The 21,027-nt window shown below is 59.4% G+C and carries 30 protein-coding genes; all 30 read right to left on the reverse strand.

All coding sequences use genetic code 11. The features are described 5' to 3' along the window. Nucleotides 1-9: 9 nt before the first annotated feature. Entirely contained in the window at nucleotides 10-1,176 is a 1,167-nt protein-coding gene (locus PY308_RS07490; RefSeq protein WP_275789707.1) for a hypothetical protein, read from the reverse strand. Between the two features lie 251 nt (nucleotides 1,177-1,427). Further along, nucleotides 1,428-2,015, reverse strand: coding sequence for a phage virion morphogenesis protein (locus PY308_RS07495; protein ID WP_275789708.1), 588 nt, complete (start codon nucleotides 2,013-2,015; stop codon nucleotides 1,428-1,430). 91 nt (nucleotides 2,016-2,106) lie between these two features. Further along, a complete protein-coding gene (locus tag PY308_RS07500; protein WP_275789710.1) occupies nucleotides 2,107-3,432 on the reverse strand; it encodes a PBECR2 nuclease fold domain-containing protein in 1,326 nt (441 codons plus the stop codon). 230 nt (nucleotides 3,433-3,662) lie between these two features. Next, nucleotides 3,663-5,051 carry a phage portal protein family protein gene (locus tag PY308_RS07505; protein WP_275789711.1) on the reverse strand — a complete coding sequence of 463 codons (1,389 nt, stop codon included), beginning with the start codon at nucleotides 5,049-5,051 and terminating at the stop codon, nucleotides 3,663-3,665. After that, the gene (terL, locus tag PY308_RS07510; RefSeq protein ID WP_275789713.1) at nucleotides 5,048-6,703 is read right to left on the reverse strand and encodes a phage terminase large subunit; all 1,656 of its coding nucleotides are present in this window, start codon (nucleotides 6,701-6,703) and stop codon (nucleotides 5,048-5,050) included. The genes PY308_RS07505 and terL overlap by 4 nt, the downstream gene beginning before the upstream one ends. After that, a complete protein-coding gene (locus tag PY308_RS07515; protein WP_275789714.1) occupies nucleotides 6,700-7,200 on the reverse strand; it encodes a DUF1804 family protein in 501 nt (166 codons plus the stop codon). Before PY308_RS07515 ends, terL begins: the two co-directional genes overlap by 4 nt. Before the next feature lies 1 nt (nucleotide 7,201). Further along, on the reverse strand, nucleotides 7,202-7,546 hold the full coding sequence (locus PY308_RS07520) for a hypothetical protein (protein WP_275789716.1): 345 nt from the start codon (nucleotides 7,544-7,546) through the stop codon (nucleotides 7,202-7,204). Further along, nucleotides 7,543-8,583 carry a peptidoglycan recognition protein family protein gene (locus tag PY308_RS07525; RefSeq protein WP_275789718.1) on the reverse strand — a complete coding sequence of 347 codons (1,041 nt, stop codon included), beginning with the start codon at nucleotides 8,581-8,583 and terminating at the stop codon, nucleotides 7,543-7,545. Before PY308_RS07525 ends, PY308_RS07520 begins: the two co-directional genes overlap by 4 nt. A gap of 74 nt (nucleotides 8,584-8,657) precedes the next feature. Then, a complete protein-coding gene (locus PY308_RS07530) occupies nucleotides 8,658-9,032 on the reverse strand; it encodes a helix-turn-helix domain-containing protein (RefSeq protein WP_275789720.1) in 375 nt (124 codons plus the stop codon). Further along, nucleotides 9,029-9,220 carry a hypothetical protein gene (locus PY308_RS07535; protein WP_275789722.1) on the reverse strand — a complete coding sequence of 64 codons (192 nt, stop codon included), beginning with the start codon at nucleotides 9,218-9,220 and terminating at the stop codon, nucleotides 9,029-9,031. The genes PY308_RS07530 and PY308_RS07535 overlap by 4 nt, the downstream gene beginning before the upstream one ends. Then, nucleotides 9,213-9,641 (reverse strand): regulatory protein GemA, encoded by a 429-nt coding sequence (locus PY308_RS07540; RefSeq protein WP_275789724.1) that lies wholly within the window; start codon nucleotides 9,639-9,641, stop codon nucleotides 9,213-9,215. Before PY308_RS07540 ends, PY308_RS07535 begins: the two co-directional genes overlap by 8 nt. Beyond that, entirely contained in the window at nucleotides 9,638-10,354 is a 717-nt protein-coding gene (locus PY308_RS07545) for a DUF7168 domain-containing protein (RefSeq protein ID WP_275789725.1), read from the reverse strand. Before PY308_RS07545 ends, PY308_RS07540 begins: the two co-directional genes overlap by 4 nt. Continuing rightward, complete coding sequence (locus PY308_RS07550) at nucleotides 10,347-11,402, reverse strand: hypothetical protein (RefSeq protein ID WP_275789727.1); 1,056 nt, start codon at nucleotides 11,400-11,402, stop codon at nucleotides 10,347-10,349. The genes PY308_RS07545 and PY308_RS07550 overlap by 8 nt, the downstream gene beginning before the upstream one ends. After that, complete coding sequence (locus PY308_RS07555) at nucleotides 11,399-11,668, reverse strand: hypothetical protein (protein WP_275789728.1); 270 nt, start codon at nucleotides 11,666-11,668, stop codon at nucleotides 11,399-11,401. The genes PY308_RS07550 and PY308_RS07555 overlap by 4 nt, the downstream gene beginning before the upstream one ends. Beyond that, nucleotides 11,668-11,943, reverse strand: a complete 276-nt coding sequence (locus PY308_RS07560; RefSeq protein ID WP_275789730.1) for a hypothetical protein — start codon at nucleotides 11,941-11,943, stop codon at nucleotides 11,668-11,670. Before PY308_RS07560 ends, PY308_RS07555 begins: the two co-directional genes overlap by 1 nt. Continuing rightward, nucleotides 11,940-12,176, reverse strand: coding sequence for a hypothetical protein (locus tag PY308_RS07565; protein ID WP_275789732.1), 237 nt, complete (start codon nucleotides 12,174-12,176; stop codon nucleotides 11,940-11,942). The genes PY308_RS07560 and PY308_RS07565 overlap by 4 nt, the downstream gene beginning before the upstream one ends. After that, nucleotides 12,173-12,502 (reverse strand): hypothetical protein, encoded by a 330-nt coding sequence (locus PY308_RS07570; protein ID WP_275789733.1) that lies wholly within the window; start codon nucleotides 12,500-12,502, stop codon nucleotides 12,173-12,175. Before PY308_RS07570 ends, PY308_RS07565 begins: the two co-directional genes overlap by 4 nt. Then, on the reverse strand, nucleotides 12,499-12,813 hold the full coding sequence (locus tag PY308_RS07575) for a hypothetical protein (RefSeq protein WP_275789735.1): 315 nt from the start codon (nucleotides 12,811-12,813) through the stop codon (nucleotides 12,499-12,501). Before PY308_RS07575 ends, PY308_RS07570 begins: the two co-directional genes overlap by 4 nt. Nucleotides 12,814-12,821: 8 nt before the next feature. Next, complete coding sequence (locus PY308_RS07580; protein ID WP_275789737.1) at nucleotides 12,822-13,472, reverse strand: DUF3164 family protein; 651 nt, start codon at nucleotides 13,470-13,472, stop codon at nucleotides 12,822-12,824. A gap of 10 nt (nucleotides 13,473-13,482) precedes the next feature. Then, complete coding sequence (locus tag PY308_RS07585) at nucleotides 13,483-13,701, reverse strand: hypothetical protein (protein WP_275789739.1); 219 nt, start codon at nucleotides 13,699-13,701, stop codon at nucleotides 13,483-13,485. Then, nucleotides 13,691-13,915 carry a hypothetical protein gene (locus tag PY308_RS07590; protein WP_275789741.1) on the reverse strand — a complete coding sequence of 75 codons (225 nt, stop codon included), beginning with the start codon at nucleotides 13,913-13,915 and terminating at the stop codon, nucleotides 13,691-13,693. The genes PY308_RS07585 and PY308_RS07590 overlap by 11 nt, the downstream gene beginning before the upstream one ends. Further along, nucleotides 13,905-14,276, reverse strand: a complete 372-nt coding sequence (locus PY308_RS07595) for a helix-turn-helix domain-containing protein (protein WP_275789743.1) — start codon at nucleotides 14,274-14,276, stop codon at nucleotides 13,905-13,907. The genes PY308_RS07590 and PY308_RS07595 overlap by 11 nt, the downstream gene beginning before the upstream one ends. Continuing rightward, nucleotides 14,273-14,854, reverse strand: a complete 582-nt coding sequence (locus PY308_RS07600; protein ID WP_275789745.1) for a hypothetical protein — start codon at nucleotides 14,852-14,854, stop codon at nucleotides 14,273-14,275. The genes PY308_RS07595 and PY308_RS07600 overlap by 4 nt, the downstream gene beginning before the upstream one ends. Continuing rightward, nucleotides 14,854-15,621, reverse strand: coding sequence for an AAA family ATPase (locus PY308_RS07605; RefSeq protein ID WP_275789747.1), 768 nt, complete (start codon nucleotides 15,619-15,621; stop codon nucleotides 14,854-14,856). The genes PY308_RS07600 and PY308_RS07605 overlap by 1 nt, the downstream gene beginning before the upstream one ends. 27 nt (nucleotides 15,622-15,648) lie before the next feature. After that, nucleotides 15,649-17,787 (reverse strand): Mu transposase C-terminal domain-containing protein, encoded by a 2,139-nt coding sequence (locus tag PY308_RS07610; RefSeq protein WP_434064213.1) that lies wholly within the window; start codon nucleotides 17,785-17,787, stop codon nucleotides 15,649-15,651. A 196-nt stretch (nucleotides 17,788-17,983) separates the two neighbouring features. Then, a complete protein-coding gene (locus PY308_RS07615; RefSeq protein WP_275789752.1) occupies nucleotides 17,984-18,445 on the reverse strand; it encodes a hypothetical protein in 462 nt (153 codons plus the stop codon). Nucleotide 18,446: 1 nt separating this feature from the next. Further along, on the reverse strand, nucleotides 18,447-19,280 hold the full coding sequence (locus tag PY308_RS07620) for a ParB N-terminal domain-containing protein (RefSeq protein WP_275789754.1): 834 nt from the start codon (nucleotides 19,278-19,280) through the stop codon (nucleotides 18,447-18,449). Nucleotides 19,281-19,487: 207 nt separating this feature from the next. After that, entirely contained in the window at nucleotides 19,488-20,246 is a 759-nt protein-coding gene (locus PY308_RS07625) for a hypothetical protein (RefSeq protein WP_275789756.1), read from the reverse strand. A 16-nt stretch (nucleotides 20,247-20,262) separates the two neighbouring features. Next, on the reverse strand, nucleotides 20,263-20,682 hold the full coding sequence (locus tag PY308_RS07630; protein WP_275789758.1) for a hypothetical protein: 420 nt from the start codon (nucleotides 20,680-20,682) through the stop codon (nucleotides 20,263-20,265). Then, complete coding sequence (locus PY308_RS07635; protein WP_275789760.1) at nucleotides 20,679-20,978, reverse strand: helix-turn-helix domain-containing protein; 300 nt, start codon at nucleotides 20,976-20,978, stop codon at nucleotides 20,679-20,681. Before PY308_RS07635 ends, PY308_RS07630 begins: the two co-directional genes overlap by 4 nt. Nucleotides 20,979-21,027 lie beyond the last annotated feature (49 nt).

Below are 21,027 nucleotides of genomic sequence, written 5' to 3' on the forward strand. Positions count from 1 at the left end.
ATGCTCCTGTTACGAGACGGCGTTGACGGCGGCGATGTAAGCCATTCCGGGGTTCTGGCGCTGGTATGCCAGCGCCTTCTGGTGAAGTTCGAGCTGCTCGGCATCGACCTCCTTGCCATCGGAGGCGAAAGACGCGGTTGCCTCACGGCCTGACGCCGGAAGGTCGGTACGGCCGAACGAAACGACCTTCGGCTGCGCGGTCAAAAGGTCCCGGATCGCCTTGGCGACGGGAACGGCCGGTTGACCGGCGGCAAAAGAGACGGACGTTTCGGCCGGCAGCGCGTCGAGAATGGTGACGAGCTGGTCTTTCGAGGCTGGAATCAGCTTGCTGTCCGTAACCAGCGCCTCCGCGAAAGCGACATTGTCGGCATGGGTGATATCGCGCTCGCGCACCTTCAGCGCTTCCTCGCGGGCATTCACGGACGCTTCGCGTGCGGCGAAAGCGGGATCAACGGGGGTGGTCACGGGTGTCTGCTCCTTTTTTGGGACAATAAGTGGCTCACGGGAGATGCGGTGGGTGACTGTGCCGAGGTGGGGGCCGACGATGCCACCGGCCGCGAAGCTCTTCGGCTTGCCGATATCGGTCTCACCCAGCCACTCGATCTGGTAACCGGGCAGAGCCTTGTCGGCGTCTTCCATGCCGAATTTCTCGATGAAGAATTCGCGCAGCATGCGCAGTAGGCTGGCGGTCTGCTCGAAACCGCGCTCGCCGAATGAGGCAGTGAACGTCGGCATGTCGGCCGAGGGTGCCGAAAACTGAACGTTCTTGAGGCCCGGCACAGCGGGAGCCGCGCCACCGAGAAAGCCGACATGTTTCGGGTACCAGCATCCGGGAACCGGATTGTGGGCGACACCAGGGGAAAAGAACTGGAGCGAAATTTTCTTGTAGCGTCCCTCTTTGACCGCCTCGGCGAAGGCCGGATTGATCTCACCGACATTGGCATAGAGTTTTTCGGTGCCAGGATCGAAATCGAAACTCTGCACCCAACCGAAGGCCGGTGCGTCCGTTGTGGGATGGCCGACGACGATAGGAGCCGGCGCGGTGGCATAATCGTAGCAATCGGCGACGGCCCGCAGGTCGGCGGCGCTGTACGAAATCGCGGCCCCCTCCATGGGGGTGAACGTCCCTGTGCGGAATACTTCGATGCGGGCAGTACGAGCTGCGGTCGTTGTCATTCGGTCTTTCCAATGAGGTGCTGGAAAGACCTTGGCCGATGCTGAAAACAAAAATGACCGGAAGTGACTTCCGGCCAAGTGAGTTCGCGTTTGCGGAGAGACAATGCTTCAGGCGGAGAAGAGTTGCAAGTCCGCCCCCCTGAAAACACGGACGGTGCGTTTTCCCGGCTTTCTAACGGGGGTCTAACGGGCCTCGCACCCATTTTCCAGACCATCGGGGCGGGACTGACCTGAAACGCGCCTGTGCGGCGCTATTTGAAGTCTGGGTTTTCCGAGAGCAGCCACTCTTCCGCGATGCCGACTATGATCTTTTCATCCGCTTCAGAGGCACCGAGATAGGGACGTGCGGGAATATTGATCACGTGCTCCTTGACGGTTACGTCTCGCGCAAAGTTGCTCTTCGATTTCCGGCGAAATTTCTGATCCAGAGTGTCGGTTTTTGGGTTGTACCGCTGGTAGATCGTCTGCTGCCGTTCCTTCTTTTTGATCTCGCCACCGAGCTGATGGATAGCGGCATAAGGCACGGGCGTTCCTAAACGTGTCTCCTCATTGGTGGCGACCATGTTGATCGACCCGGCCAGACGGCCACGGGCTCGCAGGATCGTTATCGGCACCTGGCCGAGTTTTTCTCGTTTGGCGATCGTCTTGGGCATGAGCCGTTTCCAAGGGATACCTTCCGGGCTGCGCTCAAGCCTGAAGTTGTCGGCTGTGGAATTGAGAAGGTGCTCGCCCACATTTTTATAGAAGCCCTGCCGGTTCGACATGCTGGCGACCAGCCGGTTGACCGCCTCGCGAGCTTCCGTGCTTTTCAGTTCCAGCGTGTAGACGATCGGGGCCATATCGACTTTTCCGGACTTCCGACTATAATGGTCTTGCCTGAAAGCGAGACCGGTGATGGGTCATGCTAGCTTGACGGCACAAAAGGCCGGATCACCTCGGCCTTTTTCGTTTTGGTCGCGTGTAGACCAGCTTGCCGCCGCGCCTGCGATCGAGTGTCTTGAGATCCGGCTTTCCGGTTTTGGTCAACGCGGCATAGGCCGTGACGCCTTCCCAGAACTTCTCACCGATCTCGAAAATGACCAATAGGCCGGTTTTGGGATCGGCACGAATGTAACGGCGATCGACGATCAACTCCTCAAGCTCGGCATCAACGGGGTCTTTCTTGCGGGCAACGCCGATCCAGATTTCGTCGGGATCCAGCAATGCCTCCGCCAACAGCGGCAACAGTTCCGACCGCTCCCGCTTGAAGACCTTGAACTCCCCCTGGCGATCGCGAAAGAGCTGATCGGAGACCGGCACCTTGACGCCGGCCGCATCCTCGAAGAGGACGGCCTGACCGATGTCGGCTCCGAACGGCTTCAGGAAAGCGCGAACGTAATCCTCGGCCCCAAGCCCGCTTGCGAGCGGTTTGGCAGCAAAGGGCTTGGCGGCCGCGACCAGAGTGTCGATCGGCTCGGGCGCGTCGATCGACACGGCCATGCGCGGATTGGAAAGAAGCGGGTTCGCCTGATCCATCAACGACGACGGTACCAGCCCCTGTTCCCAGAGATGGCCGGGCTGATAGTCCCAGCCGTAGCCGACGCCTTGCGGCCGTTCGGAAAGCTGCCCGGTGACAGGGTCGATGATCGGCGTGAACAGGTCGCCGGGCGCTTGGTCCGGACCCGACTTGCCGCGCCGCTTAAGATCGGCGAGCGATAGGGTTCTAACGCCACAGGAGCATAGCCAGTCGTTCGGCGGAAAATGCGTGTTCCACCACGGATCGTCATGCCGCAGGATCGTGCCATGCCATGCAAGATGCCGAGCACGGGGATTTTTTGGCTGGCGGGTTTCGCCGTGTCGATATTCCCAAAAGGGACGCAGACGGATGACGTCCGGATCGCGCATCTGCTTCAGCCGGCCCGCCATATAGCTGGTCCGGATATTGGTCTCGAAAATGACGCGGGTGCGCCAGCCGTGCTCGCCCTTGTATTTCCAGCCGTACTGCTCGACGATGCGATCGAAGTCCTTGCGGAAGGCGTCCAGGCCGGTGCCTTCGCTCATCGCCCTGGAGATCGCCGTCTGGAAATCCGACAGCATGGCCGTGTCGGTTGCTCCGGCAATGACGAAGGCGCGATCGTGGATGCCGCGCATGGCATCGGTCCAAACCTTCGTCGGCTTTACCCGCTTCTGCGTGAAAAAGTCGATCTGTTCCTTGAACGGCTGGCTGAAGACATCGAACTCGGCAAACGAAAGCACGTCCTCACCGTCGAGGAACACGGCTTCGCGACCCTGCAGGGCGGCGAGATCGAGAACATCGGAAAGCAGAGTACCGAGTGCGACCGGTGTCCATTTCGAAGAAAGCTGCAGCAGCTCGGCGGCGACGCTCGCAAAGTCCGGCTTGTCGAGCGCTGCACGGATCGCATCGAGGCGGCGATTGATCAGCCGGCCGGCTGCCGCCTCTGCCTGTTGCGTGAGCCGATCGACAGTGCTGTCATCCTCGGCGAAGCTTACGCATTCATGGTCTTTTTTTTTACGCCGTCGAACAGCGCCGCGAAGGTGGCCGATGTTTTGGCAATCTCGCGCATGTCGCGGGCGCGCTTGCCGCCCTCCATAAAGGCGAAGCGAGCCTCGACCAGGTTATCGATCGCGGCGTCGGAGAGGTGATCCGTTAAACCAAACGAGGTGACGTATTCCCGTGCGATCTTGTCATCGTCGATTTGGCCGGCGGTGACGAGAATAACACCGATGGCATTATTTTCTGCAGTCGCAGCGTCCGCCTTCGCTTTCCGAACTTCGGCTTTTTCCTTTTCGTTGGATGGTCGCAGGCGGTAAACGGAGGGTATGCCTGCGCCAGGGTAATTGTATTCGATCAGCCAGGTCGTGAACTGTTCGCGAAGCGTGTCGGAAAACAAGTCGCCATCGCCGTCGACAAGCAGGTCCAGCATGTCAGCATGAGTTTCGGACGCGGCGCGAGATCCGGAACTGCCTATATCCGTGGTCAACGTCTCGCCATTGACACAGATCGAGATAGCCTTGTCCCAGTAGGCTAGAAAGTCCTGATAGGTTACCGACCCCGAGCGGGACGCCTCAAGGAATTCGACGTCCGTGCCCACCGGAACCGTCACGGCCGCGCTGGTTCTGATGCCCTGTAGCGTGTTGAGCAATTTCTGCTGATCTGCGGAGAGGACACCATAGGGCGTTTTACCGACGACGGTTGGTCCCGCGTATTTGTCGAGGAAATGTAGCCAGAACGCGATACCTTCCCGCTTGAACAGAACCGGCCAGAACAATCGCGTGCCAAGACCGAGACCGTAAGGGTTATTGCCCTTAATGCCGAAACGATGGACGATGAACTTCCGATCGGGCAGTTCCAATCCATCACGCATGTTCGCCCAGGTCAGTAACCGGGGGCGCCAGTTTTCGTCGAAAACAAAACGGCGCTGATCGTGCGTGACCACGTCCTCGGGAATGATACGGCTGCCATCGCGGGCCCAGACCGATTCCGTGGGCGCGAAACCCTTCAACATCGCTCCAGACACCATATCTTCCGTGAGACGGTCAAACGAGATCATGTTGGTGTAGACGTCGCGGGCAAAGTCCGCCGCCTTAATGTCAAGTGCGCTGGTGCTGGCGGCTTTAACTTCCCAGTCTCGCGCGATAAGATGCTTCACCCGCTTCTGCAGCATGGCAAAAGCATGTGTATCCCTTTCGATCTCGTCATAGATCTTCAGGCCCTTGCCACCACCGCGTTGGATCAGTGTGTCGTCGGCGTGCTGCAGGGCACCGGAATAATACGGTATCGTGATGTCATTGCGGGCATTGGCGATCAGTACCGTGCCGGCTGCCGGTATGTTCTTGCGGGTCTGGACGGCGATGGCTTTGGATTTGGTCTTCATAGGCGGTAACCCCTTAGTGCATCGCTCTCGCTATCAGCGGCTGTCATGACGCCACCGCCGCTCCCGGCCGACGCGCCGCCGGAATAGTGAACGGTATTCTGCCACAGCATGTCGAGGCAGTCGGGACCGTCGTCATGGTCGGCGTTCGGCCACTGCTGCAACTGGTCAATCAGGGTTCGTTGCTCGGAACCGAGACGGATCAGGCCGGCCGCGATCGGCGGCTGCAGGCGCTCGATGCGCAGCATCTTGTCGGTGGTCGGGTTAATCGGGATAGCGGAAATCGCGACACCTTCTCTAACGGCCTGGGCCATGAGCGTGGTTCGCAGGAACTCCTGGAACTGGATAGCTTCGATGAACCAGAGAACGGCGCGGTATTCCCGCTGCAAGGCAATGATGTCGGAAATGATGATGTCGGGTAGACGCTTGCGGATCGACGCTTCGACGACGTCCATCTTGCCTGTCAGCCGGTCCATACCGCCGATCAGGATGGCGGAGGGATCGCGGCCCTTGCCGTTCTTGCCAAGCGATGGATCGCATGCGCCGAAATAGACCAGGTTGGAAATCTTGACGTTCCAATAGACGATCTTGCCGAACGGGTTACCGTCCGAAATCGGCTTGTTCTGATATTCGGTTTGGAAGGCGTCATGCGACCCGGCCCGTTCGAACATGAGGAAAATGAGCGGTTGGACGCCGGGCCAGTTGACGACAGCGCCGGCGTCCATCTCGGCCTGGTTCGAAAGATAGAATTCCCGAGCAGGATCCTCGCCATCGTTCTGGAAGACTTCTTCGAACCGGTCCCAAAGGTCCATGCGATCAGGCCATTTGACGATCGCCTGAAACTCGGTGACGCGCCAGACCGGCGACTTCGAGGCGCGGACCAGGACGGCGTCAAAATGCAGGACAGTGCCAACCCAGATGACATCCATGGTGCCATCGGGAGGGCCGACCTTCAGCGCCGCGCGATTGACCCAGCTCTCCAGCTTCTTGCGCTGATCGGGCGACCGCACCGCTTCATCATTCTCAAGATCGTCGAAGAACATCAGGTCGGGGCGATAGGGACCGTGGCGACGGCCACGGATCTTCTGCAGAGCGCCCAGGCCCTCGACACGGATATTGTTGCGCGTGACGATCTCGCCTTCGCGCCAGACCCGGCCTTCGCCGAATACGTCGGGAAAATCGTACTGGATGCGTGGGTTGGTCGAAAGCTCCGCCTTGATCGCTTCGATCAACAGCGCGGCCTGACTGTAGACGTCGCAGACCTCAAGAATGTAACGCTTCAGGCCACGCACCACGCAATACAGGGCAAAGCCGAGCGAAAGGTGGGTGGATTTCGAGGAACCGCGGGGCGCGATAAACAGGTCTCGTGCACCTTTCGGCGTGGCAAGGATTTCCGGCACCCGCGCGAAAATATGCCGGTGGAAGAGGCTGTGCTCGCCCCGCACATAATGCGGCAGATAGGTCTCCATGAAATACTGGAAACCGGTCAGCGGATGGGAAAGCTTCGCCAGTCGCTCGCGTCTTGCCTGTGGATCGGCAGGAAAGGCCGTTACAGACAACTCGATCCAGCGTGCGAATTCGTCCGCCATGTTGGCGATCGAATCGCGAAAATCCTTCGCGCTGATTTTCGCCTTCAGGACGGGCCGTTTCCTCATGACGTGTACAGGCCGGACAGCCGCTCACCGAAGGGCTCGATGATTTCCTGTATCACCGCAGCATGGTGCGGAAAATGCTGGCGCACAAAGTCGAGCAGATGCCGCATGACGTCCTGGGCAACACCAAGCTCCGAAATCTTCGGCGCGAGCTTGCCGGCCGCCGCCGTCATTTTCGTCATGGCATCCGCCAGGGAAACGAGATGCTTGACCTTTTCGGCCATGGGCAGGCTGTCGTTCTTGATCTGCTCAAGAAGCGACTGCGCCATGATCATGAAGTCTTCGACGACGGACGAAACCACCGTCTCGATGCCTTCACCGGCAATGATGCTGGCGGATCGCGCCATATCCCAATCGTCGCCGGAAGCCTTCGCTGCCTTCTTCCAGCGGCCAATTGTGGCCTGACTGATGGAAAGAGTGAGAGCGATCGTGGCAATGGTCATCCGCCGATAGACATAATCCGAGCGGGCCTTGCGGCGGGTATCCTGATCCGTCGCCATGTTATGAATCGCCGTCCTTCTTACCAAGTCCAAGAATCTGCCGAATGAACGACGTGGGATCGCTGGACGCATTGCGCGCCCAGATGATGATGTTGCGGCCCGTGATGCCGTAGACGGCGGCGATCGTGTGGCTCCAGGTGCCGCTCTTGTCGGCAAGTTCGAGGAAGTCGATCGTCGCCTCGGTGGCGACGGTCGCGACGAAGACGCCGGCCAGGATCGAGCCGACAGCCGTCAGCGCGTCGTGCTTACGCCATTCGACCGCCACCGAAAGAACGGCGGCGGCGCAGGATGAAAGGAGAGTTGCAACCTTCAGGCCAAGGACCGTCAGGGTATCGGGATCGGTCATGCCGTCTTGCCGCTCCTGTAGTCCGCAACATGGTTGCGGCCGGCCGCAAGAGAACGCAGCACGACATAGATGCCGAGCGCCGCGATGCCGGCACCCTGCCACTGGCTGAGGCCGTCAAGAATGTCGCCGATCGAGCCCATGCTGTCGGTAAGCTTGGTCAGGATGCCCGACGCTTCGTTCAAGGTGACGAGGATGCCGCCGACCGCTGCAATTCCGCCAGCCACCTGGGTGTTGAGGGAAGCCTTAGCGATCGTCGAGCCCTCACTTGCAAGCGTTGCCAATGTGGCGGCCGAACGCTTCGCAGACACGGGGGCAGGCTTTGCCTTTTTCATCGCCTCGCGACTGCCCGACCCGTATTTCCCGTCGGTGACCAGATGGTTGTCCGCCTGGAAGGCCAGGACCGCCGCTCGTGTCTTTTCGCCGAAATCACCGTCAATCCTGCCCGGGAAATAGCCCAGGGCAGCAAGCTTCTTCTGAAGATCCTCGACAGCGCTGCCCCTGTCTCCAAATTGCAGAACGGATGGCCCACGCATATCGGGTTCCTCAAGATGCTCGATGCCGCCGATCGTGGGCGTCTCGATCGATGGCGTTGTCAGGTGAACCAACGGGAAATGACCGCCGCTATCAAGCGACAGGATGCGCTTGTAGTCGAACACCGGGCATGCCTTGCGCGCGACTTCGCAATGTCCGTGAAAGGTCACCTTGCCGCCATAAGCGACGTTGATCTGATCGCAGAGGGACTTCAGAGTTGCGAACTGTGCCTGGGTAAAATTCTCGGCTTTGAGGCCATGCAGGCAAATCGCGATAGTGCCGGTGTTGTGTCCAGCCTGGGCGGCCGGCGTAACCTCGAGACTGCGGCCGATTTCCAGAAGGCCGGACTTGCGGATGAAAAGGTTGTAGCCGATACCGGCCCAGCCGCGTTCCTTGTGCCACTGATCCATGGTGGCGGCGTTGTCATGCGCTGGATTGTCGGATGCGGAACAATGCAGGAAAACGCGCGTTACGGGGCGCGTCGGTTTGCGAAAACGGTAAGACATTTGGGCCTCGCGAGGGAAATACGCGATGACCATTAGGGGCTGGGGTCACAATTAAGCCCGGAACTGAATTCCGGTCAGTCGGGGAAAAGCTTCATCTGATCGGTATTCGATGTCTTGTTCGCCATGGCGCGTACCCAGCGCTGAGAAACGCCGAGGAGCCGTGCAATTTCAGCACGGTCTTTTCCAGCGCTCTCCAAAGCAAGAACGTCAGCCCGGATCGAACCTCGCTTGCGCATGTGCGGAACATAGATAGTTCCACCGGATAGGAAGTTACATAGCGCACGGCCATCCTCTTTGCCAAGAGCCACTATAACCGCGTGCTGATCGTCAGGATGTTTCGGAAATTTGATCTCGGTACCGCCAAAACGCGCGACAAGCTTCAGCACCACCGGCAGACCAAGGGTCTCGGCAATATCCTGGAGCGAACGCGGAACGGCGGGTGCGGTCAAGGCTTGGCATCTCCGATCGCGGCATAGATCATCTCTGCATTGACAGCGAAAAACTTGAGTGTCCGGAGGGCGGCTTCCAGCTGCTTGCGATGCACCTCCTGGTGACCTTCGCGCCAAATGCCGGGGCCGCCGCTGCCGATCGCGGCCTCCAGGGCTTTGATCTGGGCCTCGATCGTCACCTCACGCATCGGTTTTCCCCTTGCCGCGACGCTCCATGACCTTCAGCGCTTCGATGATCGGACGGGCTTGGTCATATGTCAGAAGATCAGGATCGACAGAAATCTTTGCATCCTTCGGTGCGACGAAGCCTTTCGCAAAAGTACGCAGGGCTGTCCGCGACCCGTCCTCGATGACGCCGGCACGGTGGCAAGATTTCCACAAGGCATGGATCAAACGGATATAGGGTTTTGGCGACGGCGGCAGTGTCTTGCCGCCGGCCTTGACCCTGAAGCCGAGGCGCTTCAGCTCGTCGATGACGGCGATATGCTGCCGGCCGGACATTTCCTTCAGGGATGCAACGCCGGTCACGCGCACGAGAAGCGCCCGATAGGCCTCCTCCTCGATGCTGAGCTGCTGGCGGGCAATGTTGATGATGGCGGTCGCGTTCATCTGCCACCGCCAATCAGTCGCGGTGGTTCTGTTCCATCTCGCATGCCGTGAGACAGCGGAATGCCATCACCTGCAATGGAGCCTGAAATAGCGGCCTGTGAAAACCGGATATCATGGGGCCGGTTTTTCACCGCGACGCTTGTCGGATATCGCTCCTCCCTAGCGGCTATTGCCAGTTCCTGCGACGGGGCTGAAATTTCGCTGGCAAACAGCAGATGTAGCCGTATCGACAGCCGTGCTACGAGCCCCACGGTAAAATCGCGGACAGCGGCCGTTCGGGTTTTGCGGTTGCGGCGCTGCCGGTAGAATGCACCTTCTTTGAAGGACTGGATTTCACGGTCTATGGCTCTGTCGAGAACCACATAGAGATAACCCGCGACGTCTGGCCCTGGAGCGCAGCCGATGAATTCTCGCTGCCACCGATTGCCGTCCGGCATGACCATGGCGACTGTATTGGTGCACCGGGTGAGGACATTCCACAACTTGTCCCGAACCGAATGGCCAGCGGTTTTACTAGCGACAGATACATCACAGATTTCCAGATCAATATCGGAGATCTTGTATTCGGCCATTAACGCAGCTGCCTTTTCCGCTGCGGCAAGAGCCTCGGCCTCGCTGCAGCCGCGCGCCGTGGTCTTCGACCTTAAGGCGGCAATGCGCTTTTTCAGGGTTTCGCGGTTCATGGCTGACGTAATTTTGATACGTTCAGGCACCGGTCGAGCCCTCCAACACAACGGCCGCGAGTGCACGTCGGACCATCCATTCCAGCTCTGCCTTATCGGCCTCAGACTGCTGGAATTTAGACCCGTCATCAAAGCGCCCGCCGACCAGGGATGACGTTGACGCAAAGACCTGCGCTTGCTCCATAATTGCGCGGATCGACATTTCCTCATGATCGGAGGGCGTAGGGGATGTTGGCGAAACCGCAGATACATAAGTGGTGGCGATAGTTTCCAGTGCATGCCCCAACGCCGGGCCGACGCCTCCGGATTGATCGAAGGGCGAAGGGCTGGCGAAAGCGTCAATTAGCTTTTGCGTGACAGTCGCCTCATGGCCACTACTAAGCACGACGCGGAGCGGGTTTCCGCGAAATCCGGTCACTCTCAGTCGATCCTGGGGCGCAGGAGCGATAGGCGCAGAATCGCCCTGACTATCCATCAGCGCCACCAATTCGCGGTAGCGATCCAGAAACAGCGCATAGGCCTCATACGGCCCGACCGGCTCGATCGTGATGGGCAAGGGCGGAAATTCGCCTCTTAGCCCGCCCGTGTACTGGCTACCCCAAGACTGTCCGTCCCACTGCATAAGCTGCAGACGCTCGGTCGCTCGCATACGCAGGTCATATTCCTTGATCAAAGCCGGATTGGACATGCGGACGCCGAACCTCGCCATGATGGCCGTTTCGCAGCGTCTCTCGATCTCCTGATAGCCCGGCAGGAGCGATTTCAGCGGCGCGACCATATCGCCGCAAACGGGTTCGCCGGATTCATGCATCAGAAAGTCGAACGCATATTCCGGTGGAACAGCGTAGGACCCGATCACGGCATGCTGCGCGACTGAGTAATAGACCCGCTGTCCCGTCCGCTGATCCACGCACTGGCCGCTGAAGCGGCAGGCAAAGGCGAGGCCGGCGGCATAGTCCTCGATCGTGATTTCGCTGTGTTCCGGGTCGTTGAAATCGAAATATGTGCCCGATCCCATCAGGATCGTCGGGCCAGTGGCGGCCTTGATGGTTTCGTCGGTTTGCGTTGCGCTGGTCATGGGTTCCTCTGATTGGCGGAATGAGGGGTGTCGGCGGCAAGGGTTTCCGCCTGCCGGTTGAGTTGCGCCACGGCCACATTGGACGGAGCCGGGCAGACCTTGAGGACCGTTAGAGGCTCACCGTCCCTAACGTCGAAAATCGCTCCGCATTTGAAGAGCGCGGAGTTATGCGCTTCGCCCGTGCCGTGGACGGAGACGAAAGCACCGCAGGCGGGGCAATTGCTTTGTGCTCGCAAAACCGCGAGGCGGGAGGTTGCAAGATCCATCACTCGCCCTCCGTCCGGTGCGCCAGGCGCAACAGCGGGGCAGCCAGGGCAAGCTGCGGCTTCGCTCTTGTCTTCGCCCTGGCGGCTGCCTTTTCGGTTGTCTGTCTGGCTTTCTGCGCCTTCTCGATCGTCTCCAGCTCGGCAAGCAAATAACCGAGGCGCATCGGATCGGTGACCTCGATATCGACGCGAACGATGGACACGGCCCCCTTGGTGGAGGCGGTGTAGGATTTCAGACGGGTGTGTTCTTCTTCGAGAAAGATGACCGGCATCATGCCACCGCCTTTTCTTCGGGAATGACATCAACGAAGAATTTCGGGGTGAAAATTCGCGCATAGACGATCTCGGCGCTCCAGCCCTCGCTTTCCTTTCCAGCCCAGTCCTCAAGCGCGAAAAGTGCGGTGATGGATTCGGTTCGCGTGCCCCGAAACGACAGAGGCGCAAGCCTGCCATTGGGATCACACAAGGCGTAACCTTCGCTCACGCATTTTGCGGTACGGGCGCTCATAGGACGCCTCCAACCGCCGCCTGGATCTTCTGCTCGATCGCAAATGCGTCCGTCCAGGCATCGTTCTCCAGGCGATGCACGCTGCCGTCACGCATGGTGATGACAAGCGTGGTGGCGCTGCCGTTCATGTAGAAACGGCGATCCCAGACCATGGCAGAGACATCGGCGGGATTGATCTGCCGCTCGGCATCGATCCGGACGAAGCAAGACGGCCGGGCCGCAAAGACCGCTCTGAGCCCGATCTCAATCGGATCGTCGGTTTCATCGCCCGTATTGTTGTAAAATGCGGCTCTGAAAATCGCGATATCGCGCTCGGTGACATTCATCGGACGTTCTCCCTCTCGCCCGAGGTTTGAATGGAACCAGTCTGGTCGAGCTTGCGGTAGGCCGCTGCGATCCAGTTTCGCAAAGCGCCATCGATGCCGCCGGTCGATGTGGTTCGCACGCCCATGATGCTGACGATTGAAATATCGCCGCGCTCCTGAATGCGCGCCTTCGGAAGCGACTTGATGATGTCTTCGGCCATTTTCTTGATGGCGCTCCGGCGGGGGCAGCCAACGCCAAGCGTTTCCCCGAATGACGGGAGCTTGGCTTGCCCGTCCTTGATGAACTTTATGCAGTCGATAAGGTCGGTCATGGCCCACCTCACGCGTTGGCAAGATCGAGGCGGATCGGCTTGTCGTCGCCGGTCTGCTGATCGACCATGTAAAAGCGGGCATATTCCTTGGAGGAAAGCGTTCGAACGGAATCGCCGATGATGTTCATCGCCTTTTCCCAGTCGCCTGTTTCGTCCTCGATCTTCATGCGCCGAAGACCCAAGATTTTATCGGTGTTCAGCTTACCCTTCTTGTCAACCTGAAATGCCTGATCGACCAATGCACGGATATTGTTGCTCGACCCCTCTGACCAACGACGAATGCACGTGTCGATCAGTTCCTTGGCGACTTCGAGTTCGGGACCGAACGCGAGGGTGTCGCCGATCGCAATCGTGAGGCGTAGCGTCGTATCGACGGTCGAGAGGGTGATATTGCCCTTCGAGCCGCCCCGTTTAACCCCGTATTTGTCAGCGAGGAGGTCGCGCAGGGCTGTGACCTCCGAGAAAATCTCTTCACGGAGAGCGACCAAAATTTCATTGGCAGCTGCGGCCTTGGCCGCAAGTCTCCGGACCAGTTCGTCCTCTTCGATATGCTCCGGTTTAAGTGACGAAAGGGTTTTCAACTCGTTTTTGGCAAGCCTTACATAGGCGATGCCGTTGATCTCTTCGGTAGGCATGCTGGTTGGGATGGTGATAGGCATGGTTTTTCCTTCAGTGACGAGGTTTTGCGGGGAATGCGATGACGTTGGCGGGTAAGTTGAACGGCTCCGACCGTTCGACGGGAAACCGCTCTTCCAGATCGAGAACCCGATCCTCGATCTGCAGGACGGCAAGAATGATCGACCCGAGTGTGGCTCCATCGAGCGAAATGCCGGTCTTTTGGATCTCGATCAGCTGGTTACGCAGGCGACGGACGCGGCTAGAAAGCATCGAACCCTCCCTTGATGTCGATTACGGGTCCGGAAATCAGGGTGCCGTCCAGGGCGACATGCGGCCGGCGCGTGAGGGACATGATGCGGGTTTCCATATTGCGGGCCTCGATCTCGAAGATCCGCAACTGGAGCGCCATGCCGTGAACGTCGTGATTTTCTAACGACGTGCCGCTCAGGCGCTCTCGCATGGCGTGGATCGCGTCAGACAGCATCGGATGCTTCCTTTCTGTTCGGGTTTTGCGGGCACTTCTTGCAGGCGACCCAGTGCCGCAGTGCATCCGGGTCGCTCATGGTCATCGGCGCGGAATGGTGTTGCGCGCAGGCGATGGAGGTGATGGATTGATGGGTATGCGGGCACCAGACGCGGTGCGCGTAAAGGGCCATCACCTTGTTGGCGATCTTCTCGGCGACCTTGTCGGTGCGTGCCGTGTATTTTCCGGCGATCAGCAACGAGACAGCCGTGCGAGAAACGCCGATCGCATCGGCGATCGCCTGCTTTGTGACGCCCTCTTTACCTGCTTCGCGGCGCAGGACTTCAAGCCACTCCGGGTCAGGGAGATCGAGCATGGTCATTTGATGCATGACACGATCTCCCCTTTTTCAGAAAGATTGTAGTCAATCAACGCCCGTCGCTTCTGCAGCTCAGCCGGGGCCTGGGGGCCGGTGTCCTTAATGAGCCGAAATCGTTTGAAGCCGCCGATACGGCGAGGCATTTCGGCAAGATAACCGGCGGCTTTCAACGCTCGGAAATAGCGCTGAAGGTTTTTCTCGGCGCAGATTTCATCCCGCACACAAGCGATCACGATATCGCCTATGGTGAAGCTGACGCTGATGCGCATGGCATTCCAGGCCCGCTGGCGCATGTTGTTCTTTGGGCGTTTGCGCAAATGGGGCTGGTACGTCCGAAGCGGACGCGTGTTGACCACAAAGCCGCTTTCTGCAGCAGCCATGCCAGCGGGGGTTAGCTGAAAGCAGCCATGCTCGGCTCTTTCGAGAAATCCACGGCTGATGAAGGCATAGGCCGCGTTCGCGATCTGCCGGTAGTCCGCATCCAGACCGGCGTCCAGCTCGGCAAGTGACTGGCAGGAGCCATCAGCAAGGCACTGCAGCAATAGGGTTGGCACCGTACCGGGTTTCGAGCGCTCCCGCATCACACCCCCTCCGGAACGTAAATGTCCTGGTTGGTGTGGCGGTTGTTGATAATCACATGGCCAGCCATGTCCGCCATGGTGACGCCCTCCGATCCGATTTCGGAGCGCATGCCGAAGCGTTCGATGTTGGCGATGGCTTCCAGCACCTCGCGATTGAAGCCTTGGGAGGCGGTCAAGACAAAATTGGCGAGATCGTCAGCGACGGGAACCTCGCAACGTCCTTTGATCAGAAGCTTGATATCGTCCTTGCTGGCCTTTTCGAACCGAACCTTCTGTGAAACGCGGGAGGCGACCTGCGGAAACCGGGAAAGATTATCCTTGATCTTGCCCATCCCGACGAAAACGGTCGGCAACTCGATCATGTCGGAGATATCGCGAATCGTTTCGAGGATCGTTGCCTTGGACGAAACATGGTCCGCCTCGTCGATGACGAGGCCGAAAGGCCGGCGCGCCATGAGGGCGTTATTTTGCCGTACCGCCAGCTCTTCGAGCACCTTGGCATATTTCTTCTGGAAGGAATGCGGCGGGTTGACCCTAAGCGTGTCCAGAAGTTCGTTCATGAACCATGCGGGTGACCATTCCTTCTTTGCCCGAAGGTAAATGCAGTTGTTTTGAGCCACCCAATGCTTGAGGGTGGTGGTTTTCCCAAGGCCCGGCAGGCCGTCCACAACGACAAGGCATGCCTCCGTAGCGCCGCGATCCTCTAACGCCGAAAGCGCGCTCAGAAAGCGTTTTACGTTGCTGGTCTCGACAAAAACATTTTTCATGATACTTTTTCCTTCGTTGTGTTGATGTCAGGCAGCGGCGCGGACGATGTTTCGAAGAGCGTCCACGTCGATGCCTGACAGTCTGAAAAGGTCGATCGCGGTTTGCCTCTGGAGGCACTGACGCAACACCCGAACCTGATTGACCGTTAGAATTCCCGGATTTTCGAGCGCCCACGCCGCCAGTTCCTCGTCACTGGCGAATGTCTTTCGGCGGGGGATATCGATGGCTTCGGGGGCCGAAACTTTCGTCTCGATCAGAATTGGACCGGCGTCATCTGCATGCGGCGCAGGCGTAATGGTGATCGGCATTGTTTCGAGGCGAGCGTCTTCGAGGAAACGGCCCGGAGACAGTTCGGCCGCGACCACGTCGAGCTTGTCCTGAAGGCGTCTGGCGCGGGCTGTCGCCCGCTTTTCCATTGCCGCCCGCTCCATGGTGAGCGGAATGTAACGCTCCTCATTGCCGGCAAAAACGGCAACGCAGATCAGGCGACCCATTAGCTCCTCACCCGATTTCTGGTCGATCTCGCGAACCCAGATTTTCGAGGCGTCGTGAACGTCGTATCCAACAAGAACATAGTCGCCGTGGAACTCTTCCAGGGCCATGTGGAAATAGGTGTTGGTCAGGAACTCGATCATGGCGCGGTTCGTCTTGCGCTTGACATACGGCCGGAACAGATCGTCCTTCTCGCCTTCCAGCACCGGCACGATCTCGAAGCCTGTCGAAGTGTGGTATTCCCAATATTGATCGGGCGACATCTTGTCGGGCAGCGAGCTGTGCGGCCGGGCGTTGTAGGCGACGATCGCGTTGTTGCAAGCGTCGATGAACTGTTGAAACGTCGGCAGCTTTGCCGAGGTGCCGATCATCTTCAGGTCGCGGCGGGTTTCCTTGAAGGCCCGGTGCTTCGCCTCCCGGTCCATGTCTTCGCCGATATAGGTCTCGAAGGTCTTGGCGAGCGGCGTCCAGACCGTTTGGTGAAACCGCTCCATGATGCCGCGTGCCTGCGAGTTGTACGGCAGGGAATGCAGCTTTGTGATGCCGAGGCGTTCCGTCAGGCCTGTCAACTGATTGTCGAGGATATCGTTGCGGAAGCCGGGACCACGGTCGGCGTAGAATATGGCTGGAATCCCGTTGGTCTCGCAGGCATGCCGCAGCGCATCGACGACACCGCCCGAATTTTCGGCAAGACCAACGGAAAACCCGACGCACCGCCGCGTTGCCACATCGACGATCGGTGTCACTTCCGGCCGGAAGGGCTGGCCATGGATCGGATGGGCGATTTCGGCGTCGAACGTCTTGCCGTCAGCCGTATAGACGCATCCGGGCAAAAGATCGGCCGTGGACCGCATCGTATAGGCCATGCGGGCCTTGAGCGTCAGCGGACCTTCTCGGCCGCGATGCTTCTCGACATTGCCGAGACGGGCCATCAGCCGGCGCACTTGGTCGTAGTTGGGGGGCACGATATGCGCGGGCAGAGCCTTGCAGAACAGCTCCAGTGTCTCCGTCAGGCAGGGCTTGCGCGGCTGGGCGTAAAGCCGCAGGAACTGCCAGAACCATGACGGAATGTCCTGCTTTTCCTTGGTCGGCAGCGGCGCAAGGGCCGCGATCCCGACCTCGTCGCGCAGCTTGAACCAGTTGTAGAGGGTGGCGCGGCTAACGGATGCCTTTTCGGCCCGGTCGTTGGCGGTGATGAGTATGGCATCTGAGAGCTGCAGCGCTGCCGGGTCGGCGAGGAATGTCTGGATGGCCTGCCGTTGTGAATATCCGTTAGAAATCTGAAAGGTCTCGATCGCCGACAAAATGGCCGAGCGAGCCGCCATGACATTGCGCTGGCGCGCCGAGAGCTGGGCTGTCGAAATGGCCTCGCGCCGGGCAATATCGCGGGCACGGCTTTGCTGCTGGGTGGCGAGGACAACCTCTTTGCTGACTTCGGCGTGGAGGGCTGCTTGCAGCAGTTCAGGCAGAAGAGACACATGATATTCCATGCCCCCGCCGCCTTCGCGGCCAGAGCGTCTTCTTGCGAGATTAATTGGGAGATTGTTCCAGCCCTCGGCCTTGGCGCGAAGCTGAACGCCTCTTTCTGAAAGGGGCATGCTTTTTAACTTGAGCCGAGCACCCGCGTCTGCGATTTCGATAGCTGTCAGGAAGGTCATTGCTGCCCCTCCCATCGGGCTTTGCGCCGGAATTGGCCGTAGCGCTCCTGATGTGCCGCCGCGCGTCGCAGCCGCACGTCCTCCGGAACGGTTTCGCCGCGCGCCTTCAGCTGCTGAAAGCGGGCCTCTGCCGTTTTCAGCCCGCATCTTGGGGAACTTTCGTCACAGTCTGGAAGGGTGCAGGAAAAGCAGGGATGATAGTCGGCCTTCCTCATTTCAACAGGCCTCCGACACGCCCGCGAAGGGCGGCGCGCTGCCGTTCGAGATCGGCCAGACGCTCCTCCGTCTGCCAGAGCTGGATCACTTCTGCGTATCGGGCAGGCACCGCGACAAAGCCTGAAAACTCGCAGAGGAAATTCAGAAGCTCGTAGCAACCGGTCGCGTCGATTAGGGCGATAAAGCGCTCGACCGTGATCTTCTGGTCGCGCCGGGCCGGGCTGGCATAGACGTCCAACATGTTTTCGGTCACACGCTGTCCGAGATAATCGGACATTTCCGCCGCGATCGTGTCACGAGGCTTGCCGCTCATCGCCATGGCTTCCGAAAGCACCCGCGCGATTTTCACATCCAGCGTGCCACCCTTGGCGACGTCGGGCTCAAAGCGCGCGACCACGGCTGGAGGCTGGTAGTCGCGGAAAAGGTCCATAGTGTCAGGATCGCGGCGCTTGCTCATCTTACAGAAGCCCCTTGCGCTTTACCCAGGAGACGATCCGCTCCTCGTGGATGGAAAGAACGCTGTCCAGTTCCTCGTCTTTCAGGCCGGTCAGGGCCTTGTTGAGCGAGGCGAATTTCTTCTCGACATGCGAGGGCGCGCGGCCGTTCTCGATGATGATCAGCGCCTCCGCAACGTTGGCGGCTGTCGGCGGGCTGGAAAACAGGCAGTCGAGGACGGCCTTCTGATAAGCCGGCGTTTGCGCGGAAAGGAGCTTCAGGCTCGACTGGTGATCGGCAAGCCATGTCCCGGCCGCGCGCGCACGGGACGCGACGGTAAGGCCTTTCCAGATAGAGACGGCCATGCGGATGGCACGTTCGGAAAGCCCGATTTTCTCGGCCGTGTCCGCCACGAAACCGAAGATTTCGGGCGATGGCGGATCAAGTGGCAATTTTTGCCGTTTGATTTCTGACTTTCTGTCGCCACCGTGTTTCCGTTCGGGATAGAGACGTTCGTAGGTCTGTTTCAACTCGTAAAGATGGTGAGCCCGATCGAGCGCATTGAGATCGTTGCGGCCGAGGTTCTCCATCACCTCTTCGAGGCGTGCTTCGTCGTCGTTGGCTGCGGTGGAAATCCTTGCGCGGATTGTCGGCCAATCGTTTTTCGTCGCGGCACCATGCCTGTGAAGGCCTGTGACAAGGCGAAAGCCGGTGTCGATCTTGCGGACGGTGATCGCGTTGATCTGGCCCTGGACCGTGAACAGGGAGGCAAGAGCATCGACCCAGGCCAAGTCCAGATCGCGGGCGCGATCGGTGGGGATGTCGATGTCTTTGAGGGGGATGTCGATGTCTGTCATGTTGCTGCCTGCAATGCGAATGGAATGGATTGGTGCGGAGCCGCCGCTTGGGAGGACAAGGCGGCTCCGCTGGTTTTCCGCCGGACGCAACACCGGATCGGCGGAAAAAAGGTCAATGTCTGCGGTTCTTGAGCAACCAGTAGAAGGCCAGAAGCTCGACCGCGATCCAGAAGCCCCACGCGGACATGGCGATCTGGAAGGACGTCATCAGGCGCTGACCTCCAATTGCTGGACGAGTTCGCGCAACTGCTCGGCCACGAACCTCTTTGCCCGCTCGCGGGCATCGGCCTGCAGCGCCAGGGTCTTTTCCTCGATCGCCTTTTCGACCAGCGCGCTGAGCGGGTTGCCGTCGCGTTTGGCGATGCCGGTCGGGGTCGAAACGGACAGGGCTACAGCAGCAAAGGATTGCGGGGTTAGCGGCTCAAACGGTTCTGGAGCGGGCGCGGCATTTGCTTTTTCGATCTGCCGGGCGGGTCGCTCGATCTCGCCCTTCGCCACGGCCTTGGTCCAAGCGTTGAAGTCGATCGGTAGAGGGCTCTCGAACCCGAGCGCACCGATGTCGGCGCAGAATGACCTGTACATGAACCGGTCTTCGAAGCCTCCTCCGGATGCCCGATCCCAGGCCGCTTGCAACGCATTGGTCGCGCTGGGCGGGAGGGCGGCGAAATATGCCGGTACCGTCTGGACGTCGATATCCTGCGATTGATCCTCATGGGCGACGGCCGGCCGCGCCGGTTCGCCACCGGGGCAATCGATCAGACCTCCCTGCACGCCAGCGACCCAGCGCTTGACCACGGCACGCGGCGGCGGAGCAATCTTGAGGTCGTTCAGCTCCTGAACGAAGTCACTGTAGGCAACAAGGCCATTGTAATTCGGGTCGCGGGATTTGCTCCAGAGCTGTCCTGCGGGACGAATGGCGGCTGTGGGCAGGTCGCTAAAAAAGGGAATCTGATGTGTGGTAGTCATGGAAACGTCTCCAATGTTAGGCGTTAGCGGTCGGGCGTGCCGGCAGCTCCGCAAATTCGGGATCGGACAGGAAGCCGTCGCGCACGAGCGCGGCGCAAAGCGGCACGGCAAATTCCTCGCAAAGCACCTCGACGATGCGTTGTTCGATTTCTTCGCCGGTGATGTCGTCGAGTTTGTCGAGGATGAAAAAATGCGCAGGCATGTCGCCGGGTGCGTACAATGGCCTTTCGCCTTCGCTGGAAAAGCCGTTGAAGATTTTGGTAAGTGCGGTCGTGATCATTGGATCCCGACCGTTTGCGCTCTCGGTACTGTAGCCGTTCTCGATCAGTCGGCCATGAAGTCCAGCGGCGGCGATAATCAGGCTTTTGGCCTGCTCGACTGTCATGCAGCCGATGGTGTCAGCTGGCCCGCACACGAGGGGCATGGCCGCGATCATGCCGCCACCCGCTTGTCAGCAGACGCGTTGGATTTTTGACTTTCTAACGGGCCGTACTTCGCGCTATCGTAAATCCGGGTAGTAGTTTTGGGGTAACGGTTCGGCCACAGAGTTTCGGGCTTTTCGTCGATAAACTCGGCGATGATACGCTCGTCGATGCTGTTGGGGCGGGTCCAGACATTGCGCATGCTGCTTGGGTTGCGGTCGTTTCGAAGCGCCAGCTGCTGAAGTGTCATGCCGCGTTCGTGGATTTCGCAAAGGATCCTCTTGGGGGTCCATTTGGGCGGTTTACTCATACGGTTACTCCTGGGGAAAGCGGGTGGTGCAAACACCCGCTTTCTTTTG

Source organism: Pararhizobium gei, assembly GCF_029223885.1.
GTDB classification, from domain to species: domain Bacteria; phylum Pseudomonadota; class Alphaproteobacteria; order Rhizobiales; family Rhizobiaceae; genus Pararhizobium; species Pararhizobium gei.